Origin of the sequence: Mesorhizobium sp. M7A.F.Ca.CA.001.10.2.1, assembly GCF_003998575.1 — a bacterium.
In the GTDB taxonomy this organism is placed as follows: Bacteria; Pseudomonadota; Alphaproteobacteria; order Rhizobiales; family Rhizobiaceae; genus Mesorhizobium.
In genome coordinates this window covers 1-6,364 of the sequence record NZ_RZQY01000341.1, presented here as the reverse complement: position 1 = coordinate 6,364, position 6,364 = coordinate 1, and the positions used below count along the sequence as shown (strand labels likewise).

Sequence of the window (6,364 nt, the reverse complement as noted above, 5' to 3'; positions counted from 1 at the left end):
GTCCAGATCACCATCGAGGACGAGGGCGGCGACCGGCCCGGAAAGCTGGCCGTTGCGCGGCGGGTTGGCGAGATCGGCGAGAGCCGTCTCAAGCATCGGCGCCGAGCCGAACGCACGGGCAAGGCGCATGCGCCAGCCGCGCGGCAGGCCGAGGGCAGCCAGAACCGCCTCGAAAATGGTCTGGTCGCCTAGCGTGATCGCCAGCGCCTGACCAGGCAGCACCAGCGACAGCAGCGCATGCGCGTCGGCTACCGAGCGGGCATCGGCTCCAGCGGTATCGCGGTCACCGAGATCCTCAATGCCGGCCTGGAAGAACTCGTTGCCGCCTTCGCGGCGCTGTCGAAACACCTCGCCGAGATAGGAATATCGGCGGGGTGTGCCGGCCTGCGAGCTTATGTGGTCGAGGCAGACGGGGATGGTGAATTCCGGCCGCAGGCACAGCGTCTGGCCGGTCTCGCTTTCGGTCAGGAAGATGCGGCGGCGCAAATCCTCGCCGGCCATGTCGAGGAAGGGGTCCGCCGGCTGCAATATGGCGACCTCGACGGCGTGCGTGTTGCGCGTGGCGAAGAGGTTGGTGATGTCGGTGGAGATGGCGGGGGTGCGGGAGGTCAACTTGCTGACCTCAGTGCTGCACGACCCTCTGGTCCCAAACCAGAGGCGCCAACGATCCAGGCGAAGGCCGGCGCTCTACGGCGCCCCCCTCTGCCCTGCCGGGCATCTCCCCCTCTAGGGGGTAGATCAGATGTCGGCTCGGCTTTCGCCAATCTCAAAGGTTGCAAGGAGAATGCCTTCGGCCAAGCTGCCAATCTCCCCCCTAGAGGGGGAGATGTCCGGCAGGACAGAGGGGGGCGCCGTAGAACGCGGCCTCTACTTGCCACGCGCCCTCTCCTCGGCCTGCGCCGCCAAAATCTTCTTCACCTCGGCGACCAGCTCGCCCTCCGCCACCGTCACCTGCGCCGGGCGCGCGGCGCGCCATTCGGCGTTATCGGTGATTTCGGCAGACATGCGCGCGCCTTCGATCAGGTCCTTGATCTGCAGCTCGCCCTTGGCGCGCTCGTCGCCGCCCTGGATGATGGCGACCGGGCAGCCGCGCCGGTCGGCATATTTGAGCTGCGCCTTCATGCCGGCGCCGCCGAGATACATTTCGGAACGGATGCCGGCGGCGCGCAGCTCCGCCACCATCTTCTGGTAGCGGCCGAGGCTGTCGGTGTCCTTGTCCATCACCAGCACGACGACAGGAGCAATCACGTCCGAGGCGTCGAGCTTGCCGAGGTTCTTCAGCGCGGTCATCAACCTGGAGACGCCGATGGAAAAGCCGGTCGCCGGCACAGGCTCGCCGCGGAAGCGGGAAACAAGGCCATCGTAGCGGCCGCCGCCACCAACCGAGCCGAAGCGTACGATCTGGCCGTCCTCGTTGGGGATTTCGGCCAGAAGCTCGGCTTCGAGGACGGGGCCGGTGTAGTATTCGAGGCCGCGCACGACCGAGCGGTCCATGGCGATACGGTCCTCGCCATATCCCGCCGCCCTGACCAGCGCTTTAATCGTGGCGAGTTCGCCGACGCCTTCCTGGTAGATGGCGTTCGAACTGACCGTGGAATCCTGGCCGGCTTGTATGGTCCTCGCAGTCGCGAGAAGAACCGCCTCGGCTTGCCCGTTGTTCAACCCGGCGCCCTTGGCGAAGTCGCCTTCGCCCTCCTTGCCGCCGTCCCAGCGGCCCGGGCCAAGCAAAAGCTTCACGCCTTCCGGCCCGAGCTTGTCCAGCTTGTCGATCGCGCGCAGGACCGTCAGCCGGCGGCCGCCATTCTCCTCACCGCCGAGGCCGATCGCCTCCAGCACGCCATCCAGCACCTTGCGGTTGTTGACGCGGATGACGTAGTCGCCGCGCTTGATGCCGAGCGCTTCCATGACGTCGGCCATCATCATCGCCATCTCGGCGTCGGCGGCCACGCCCGGCGTACCGATCGTGTCGGCGTCGAACTGCATGAACTGGCGGAAGCGGCCGGGGCCTGGCTTCTCGTTGCGGAACACCCAGCCGGAGCGATAGCTGCGGTAAGGCTTGGGCAGGCGCTCGTAATTCTCGGCGACGAAACGGGCCGTCGGCGCGGTCAGGTCGTAGCGCAGCGACAGCCACTGGTCGTCATCGTCCTGGAAGGAGAACACGCCTTCGTTCGGCCGGTCCTGGTCGGGCAGGAATTTTCCGAGCGCATCGGTGTATTCGATCAGCGGCTGGTCTGCCGGTTCGAAACCGTAAAGCTCATAGACCGAGCGGATCGTCGCCATCATCTTCTCGACGGCGCGGATGTCCTCGGCGCTGCGGTCGGCAAAACCGCGCGGCAGTCGCGCTTTCGTCTTTTCCGATTTGTCGGCCATGAGCTGGGGTCTTTTTTGCTAAGTAATCGATGACATATTGCGAGTGGGCGTGTCCTAACCGAAGCGGCGAGGACCAGCAAGGGTTTGCACCCTCTCTACGAGGTGGCTAGGAACAGTTCGATAGCTTTGCAAGTACAGCGCCGCCCCTCATCCGCCTGCCGGCACCTTCTCCCCGTATAGTGACGGGGAGAAGAGAGCTGAACGCGGACTCGGGCATTCTCTTGCAACCTGGACGACTGGCGAAACCATCGACGAGGGCGTCCTTCTCCCCGTCGCTATACGGGGAGAAGTGCCCGGCAGGGCGATGAGGGGCGGCGCAGAACGACCAAGATTTGGGCCTACCACCGAGCCAAGCTCTGAAACAAAACGCAGCGAAAATGAAACAATCCCGCCACGGGTACGGCATTGTGCCGACACAATCGTCGCCGATAAAGCGCGGGAAATGAGGGGTTCGCGGCCATGACCAGCACAGCAAGATTCCACGCCATCGACAGCGATGCCGAATTGCCCGCACGCCTGCGCCCGGCCGACATCAACGCCCCGAAAATGATCAGCCAGGCTGCCGGCCCGTTCGAAGTGCCCGGCGAGACCGGCAAGGGACCATCCATGCGCGACGCGTTGATGACCGGCCTGCTGGTGATCTATCCGACCGTGGCCACGGTGGTGGCGATCGTCGCCGGCCTGGTGCTGGCCAGCGCCAACGGCACCTGAGCCTATTTCGGCCGCCTGAAAGCCTTCCGCTGCTTCTCGACCTCTTTGCGGCAGACGCAGCCCTCGAGGTGGTCGTTGACCAGGCCCATGGCCTGCATGAAGGCGTAGACCGTGGTCGGGCCGACAAAGCTCCAGCCGCGTTTCTTCAGCTCCTTCGAAATCCGCACCGAGACGGCCGTTGTCGGGTTGGCGCGCAGATGGGCGAGGTCGACGATTTGCGGCCGCTCGTCCTTACCGGGTTCGAACTTCCAGAACCAGGCGGCCAGCGAGCCGAATTCGTCGGCCATTTCGCGGGCGCGCTTGGCGTTGTTGATGGTCGAGACGATCTTGCCGCGATGGCGGATGATGCCGGCATTGCCGAGCAGGCGTTCGACATCCTTGTCGGTGAAGGCGGCGACCTTGTCGAACTCGAAATTAGCGAAGGCTTCGCGAAAATTCTCCCGCTTGCGCAGGATGGTCAGCCACGACAGGCCCGACTGAAAGCCTTCGAGGCAGATCTTTTCGAACAGCCTGCGGTCGTCGGCCACAGGCCGGCCCCATTCATGATCGTGGTAGTGCAGATAGTCGGGCAGATTGCCGTGCCAGAAGCAGCGCGCGACACCGTCGGGACCGGCGAGCAGGCCGGTGTTTTCCTTGTCCATAAGCCAAAATCCGTTCGTTAACGCGCTTTTGCGCGGCATTTACTGCGGCTTTACCAGATTCCTGAACCCTGCGGTAACCACACCAAAAGGTTTACCGACAGTTCCGCATTTTACGCATTCCGATTCATGTTTCGGTTGCTGCTTGCGCGCCAATGATCGCCGAACCGGGAGGACGTTTCCACCCGTTTTGTATCAGACGATCAAGGTGCGTTACGATGAAGACAGTTCTGTTTCCCGTGCTCGGCGCCGTGGCTGTGTTTGCCGCCGGCGTCACACCCTCCACCGCCGGCGACCGCTATGCCGACAGGCCGCCGGTAATGGTGAGCCCCGACCTTTCCGCACCCTGGGTGCTGCAGCTTGGCCAGGCACCCGGCATCGTGCGCCAGAACCGCCAGGTGGTGCAGCAACAGCGGCGCCTGCGCCTGGCGCAGCCCGACCGGGTGCAGACGGCGGCGGTGCAGCCGCCGGCCAAGCGCATGCTCGCGCGTCCTCAGATCAACCCGATCTACCTGCCGCAGGAAGTCGACTATGACGGAGGCCAGAAGCCGGGCACGATCGTCATCGACACCACCCAGAACTTCCTCTACCTCGTCGAGAAGAACGGCAAGGCAAGGCGCTATGGCGTCGGCACCGGCAAGCCGGGCTTCGAATGGTCGGGTACGCACAAGATCACCAGCAAGCGCGAGTGGCCGGACTGGCGCCCGCCGGCGCAGATGATCAAGCGCGAAGCCGCCAAGGGCCGCTATTTGCCGACCTATCTTGCCGGCGGCGCGGAGAACCCGCTTGGCGCCCGCGCGCTCTACCTCGGCACGACCGAATACCGCATCCACGGCACCAACCAGCCGTGGACGATCGGCGGCGCGGTGTCGTCAGGCTGCATCCGCATGCGCAACGAGGACGTCGTCGACCTTTATGAGCGGGTCAATGTCGGAACCACGGTCGAGGTGATATAATAATCCTTGCGAATCACCTGGCCAGCAAAGCAGTCCGCTTTTCGAGGCCAGTTTAGGGATAACGGGGGACGGGCCGTATGGGGATGCGGCCGGTCAGGAAGGGCAGCACGGGAAACCGCGCTGCCCTTTCCGTTTTTGAGCAGAAATCGAGGGCAAAGGTCACCCACGCGTCGCGCAACGGGCATAGCGGTTCGCTTTCATGCTGCCCTTTACCGCATTCTTTTGCTATCTCGGTGGCTAGTTCCACAAAAGAGTTCACCCATGCCCCTGTCCGAAGACAGCCGTTATCTCAAGGGCGGCCCGGTCGCCCAGCGCATCATCGCCGCCGTTGCCGAGGACGCAGCGATCGCCAAAGCCGAGGGTTTTCCCCCCAAGCTGGTCTCGATCACCGTCGGAGACACCGATGCGGTGGATGTTTATGTGCGCAACCAGCGCGCCAAGGCTGAGCTCGCCGGCATCGATTTCGAGGAGCGGCGCTTTCCCGCCACCATCACGGCAGGCGAGTTGGAAGCGGCCATTCACGGCCTGAATGCCGATCCGCGCGTCACCGGCATCATCATCCAGCGGCCGGTCCCGGTGCATATCCCGATCAGGACATTGCAGGCGGCGGTGCATCCGCTCAAGGATGTCGAAGGCATGCATCCGGCCTCGATCGGCAACATCGTCTACAATCAGCTCGATCTCGCGCCTTGCACGGCGGCCGCCTCGGTCGAACTGCTCAAGGAAACCGGCCTCGACCTCAAGGGACTGGAAGTCGTCATCGTCGGCCATTCGGAAATCGTCGGCAAGCCGATCGCCTTCCTGCTGATGAGCGAAGGCGCGACGGTGACCGTGTGCCATCACATGACGCGGTCGGTCGCCGCCCATGCGCGACGTGCCGATGCGCTGTTCGTCGCCGTCGGCAAGCCGCGGCTGATCAAGGCCGACATGGTCAAGCCGGGTGCTGCCGTCATCGACATCGGCATCAATTCCGAAATCGGCCCCGACGGCTCCAGCCGCATCGTCGGCGACGTCGACACCGAAAGCGTGCGCGAGGTCGCCTCCTGGATCACACCGGTGCCGGGCGGTGTCGGCCCGATCACGGTCGCCATCCTGCTGCGCAACACCATGGTGGCGCTCAGCCGCCAGCGTGCGCTTTATGAGGCGACCTACGGTACGGCGGACAGGCTCGCGGCAGAGTAGCGCTGGGGCTGGCGCCCTACTCCGCGGCGATCAGGCTCTCTTCCCGAACGCCTTCCGGCTTTGGTCCGCCATAGGCCCAGTCGAGCAGCTTGATCGTGTGCACCACCGGCAGCTTCGCGGCGGAAGCGATCTGGGTGATGCAGCCGATGTTGCCGGTGGCGACGATCGAAGCCCCCGTCGCCTCGATGTTTTTCACCTTGCGGTCGCGCAGTTTGGCCGAGATCTCGGGCTGCAGGATGTTGTAGGTGCCGGCGGAGCCGCAGCAGAGATGTCCTTCACGCGGCTCGCGCACGATGAAGCCGGCCTTGGCCAGCAGTTCCTTCGGCTGGCGGGTGATCTTCTGGCCGTGCTGCATCGAACAGGCCGAGTGATAGGCGACAACCGTGCCCGGCTTGCGCACCGGTTCAGGCAGATCGAAGGTCGAGAGATATTCGGTGATGTCCTTGGCCAGCGCCGAAACGCGCGCGGCCTTGTCGGCATAGGCCGGATCCAGCCGCAGCATGAAAC

At 64.4% G+C, this 6,364-nt stretch carries 7 protein-coding genes; 3 read left to right on the top strand and 4 right to left on the bottom strand.

Annotation, left to right across the window (positions count from 1 at the left end):
• Together EN964_RS20940 and hisS are read right to left on the bottom strand one after the other, a co-directional pair.
• On the bottom strand, window positions 1–612 hold a 612-nt coding region (locus EN964_RS20940; protein WP_206528738.1), incomplete at its 3' end, for an ATP phosphoribosyltransferase regulatory subunit.
• Between the two features lie 255 nt (window positions 613–867).
• Window positions 868–2,370 carry a histidine--tRNA ligase gene (gene hisS / locus EN964_RS20930; RefSeq protein ID WP_127268834.1) on the bottom strand — a complete coding sequence of 501 codons (1,503 nt, stop codon included), beginning with the start codon at window positions 2,368–2,370 and terminating at the stop codon, window positions 868–870.
• 459 nt (window positions 2,371–2,829) lie between these two features.
• On the opposite strand from hisS, the gene EN964_RS20920 reads away from it, so the two are divergent.
• The gene (locus tag EN964_RS20920; RefSeq protein WP_127268833.1) at window positions 2,830–3,081 is read left to right on the top strand and encodes a hypothetical protein; all 252 of its coding nucleotides are present in this window, start codon (window positions 2,830–2,832) and stop codon (window positions 3,079–3,081) included.
• A 2-nt stretch (window positions 3,082–3,083) separates the two neighbouring features.
• Here the strand turns inward: EN964_RS20920 and EN964_RS20915 are convergent, their stop codons facing one another.
• Complete coding sequence (locus EN964_RS20915) at window positions 3,084–3,722, bottom strand: DNA-3-methyladenine glycosylase I (RefSeq protein WP_127268832.1); 639 nt, start codon at window positions 3,720–3,722, stop codon at window positions 3,084–3,086.
• Window positions 3,723–3,937: 215 nt separating this feature from the next.
• On the opposite strand from EN964_RS20915, the gene EN964_RS20910 reads away from it, so the two are divergent.
• Together EN964_RS20910 and EN964_RS20905 are read left to right on the top strand one after the other, a co-directional pair.
• On the top strand, window positions 3,938–4,675 hold the full coding sequence (locus EN964_RS20910; protein ID WP_127268831.1) for a L,D-transpeptidase: 738 nt from the start codon (window positions 3,938–3,940) through the stop codon (window positions 4,673–4,675).
• 261 nt (window positions 4,676–4,936) lie between these two features.
• The gene (locus EN964_RS20905) at window positions 4,937–5,857 is read left to right on the top strand and encodes a bifunctional 5,10-methylenetetrahydrofolate dehydrogenase/5,10-methenyltetrahydrofolate cyclohydrolase (protein ID WP_127268830.1); all 921 of its coding nucleotides are present in this window, start codon (window positions 4,937–4,939) and stop codon (window positions 5,855–5,857) included.
• 16 nt (window positions 5,858–5,873) lie between these two features.
• Here the strand turns inward: EN964_RS20905 and EN964_RS20900 are convergent.
• On the bottom strand, window positions 5,874–6,364 hold a 491-nt coding region (locus EN964_RS20900), incomplete at its 5' end, for a heterodisulfide reductase-related iron-sulfur binding cluster (protein ID WP_245490677.1).